The sequence below is a fragment of the Streptomyces niphimycinicus genome (assembly GCF_018883605.1).
In the GTDB taxonomy this organism is placed as follows: domain Bacteria; phylum Actinomycetota; class Actinomycetes; order Streptomycetales; family Streptomycetaceae; genus Streptomyces; species Streptomyces niphimycinicus.
Map to the genome: position 1 here is coordinate 1 of NZ_JAHLEM010001203.1, position 1,936 is coordinate 1,936.

Sequence of the window (1,936 nt, forward strand, 5' to 3'; positions counted from 1 at the left end):
AGGAGAGCCGGCGTGAGCTTGAGGATCGTTGTCTGTGTGAAGTATGTGCCCGACGCCACTGGCGACCGGCACTTCGCCGAGGACCTGACCGTCGATCGCGACGATGTGGACGGCCTGCTGTCGGAGCTGGACGAGTACGCGGTCGAGCAGGCTCTTCAGATCGCCGACGAGGCTGACGATGCCGAGATCACTGTGCTGACGGTGGGTCCGGAGGATGCCAGGGACGCGCTGCGCAAGGCGTTGTCGATGGGTGCGGACAAGGCCGTGCATGTCGAGGACGACGATCTGCATGGCACCGATGCGCTGGGTACGTCGCTGGTGCTGGCCAAGGCCGTTGAGAAGACGGGCTATGACCTGGTGGTCTGCGGTATGGCGTCCACGGACGGCACGATGGGTGTGCTTCCGGCGATGCTGGCGGAGCGGCTGGGTGTGCCGCAGGTGTCGCTGCTGTCGGAGGTGTCGGTCGAGGGCGGCACGGTGAAGGGGCGCCGGGACGGGGACAGTGCGACCGAGTTGCTGGAGGCGGCGCTTCCGGCGGTGGTGTCGGTGACGGACCAGTCGGGTGAGGCGCGTTATCCGTCGTTCAAGGGGATCATGGCGGCGAAGAAGAAGCCGGTGACCTCCTGGGACCTGGAGGACCTGGAGATCGAGTCGGACGAGGTCGGTCTGGAGGGTGCCTGGACCGTGGTGGACGGTGCTACGGAGCGTCCGGCCCGTACCGCGGGCACGATCGTCAAGGACGAGGGCGAGGGCGGCAAGCAGCTCGCCGCCTTTCTCGCGGAGCGCAAATTCATCTGATGCCGCCTGGCGGGTCGGAAGTTCATCTGAGCCCCGCTGTCCTTACCGTCCGTTTCTTTCGCATGTCGCAGGAGAGCGATTCCCATGGCTGAAGTCCTTGTCTATGTCGACCACGTGGACGGTGCCGTCCGCAAGCCCACCCTGGAGCTGCTGACGCTGGCCCGCCGTATCGGCGAGCCCGTCGCGGTGGCGCTGGGCGCGGGTGCGGAGAGCACCGCGTCCGTCCTTGCCGAGCATGGTGCGGTGAGGGTGCTGGCCGCTGACGCGTCCGAGTTCGCCGACTACCTCGTGGTCCCGAAGGTGGACGCGCTTCAGGCCGCGTATGAGGCGGTGTCCCCGGCCGCCGTGTTGTTCCCGTCCTCGGCGGAGGGGAAGGAGATCGCGGCGCGGCTGGCGGTTCGTATCGGGTCGGGCATCATCACCGATGCGGTGGATCTGGAGGCCGGTGCGGAGGGTCCGGTTGTCACGCAGTCGGTGTTCGCCGCGGCTTTCACCACCAAGTCCCGGGTGTCCAGGGGTACGCCGGTGATCACGGTGAAGCCGAATTCGGCGGCTGTGGAGGCTGCTGCGGCCGCGGGTGTGGTCGAGGCGTTGTCGGTGTCGTTTTCGGAGCGGGCGGCGGGGACGAAGGTGGTGTCGCGTACGCCGCGTGAGTCGACGGGGCGTCCGGAGCTGACCGAGGCGGCGATCGTGGTCTCCGGTGGGCGTGGTGTGGGTGGTGCGGAGAATTTCCCTGTCGTCGAGGCCCTCGCGGACTCTCTGGGTGCGGCGGTGGGTGCTTCGCGTGCGGCGGTGGACGCGGGCTGGTATCCGCACACCAATCAGGTGGGTCAGACCGGTAAGACGGTTTCGCCGCAGTTGTACGTGGCGGCGGGTATCTCGGGTGCGATCCAGCATCGGGCCGGTATGCAGACCTCGAAGACGATTGTGGCGGTCAACAAGGACGCCGAGGCTCCGATCTTCGATCTGGTCGACTATGGCGTGGTCGGTGACCTTTTCGAGGTCGTCCCGCAGTTGACCGAGGAGGTCAAGACCCGCAAGGGCTGATCCTCCGCGATCCCCTCAGGGCATTCCGTGTGGCCCCGTACGCGATGCGCGTACGGGGCCACACGTCTGCCGAAGGGGGTGTTGACCAGCC

Annotated in this window: 2 protein-coding genes; both read left to right on the top strand. The window is 67.2% G+C overall.

Annotated elements, in window-relative coordinates:
• Positions 1–12 precede the first annotated feature (12 nt).
• Positions 13–798 (top strand): electron transfer flavoprotein subunit beta/FixA family protein, encoded by a 786-nt coding sequence (locus tag KN815_RS48855; protein WP_216348169.1) that lies wholly within the window; start codon positions 13–15, stop codon positions 796–798.
• An 84-nt stretch (positions 799–882) separates the two neighbouring features.
• The gene (locus KN815_RS48860) at positions 883–1,845 is read left to right on the top strand and encodes an electron transfer flavoprotein subunit alpha/FixB family protein (protein WP_216348170.1); all 963 of its coding nucleotides are present in this window, start codon (positions 883–885) and stop codon (positions 1,843–1,845) included.
• Positions 1,846–1,936: the final 91 nt, after the last annotated feature.

What these genes read in the sequence shown, in the direction of transcription:
- KN815_RS48860 (WP_216348170.1), top strand. Translation starts at nt 883, where the DNA reads ATGGCTGAAGTCCTTGTCTATGTCGACCACGTGGACGGTGCCGTCCGC.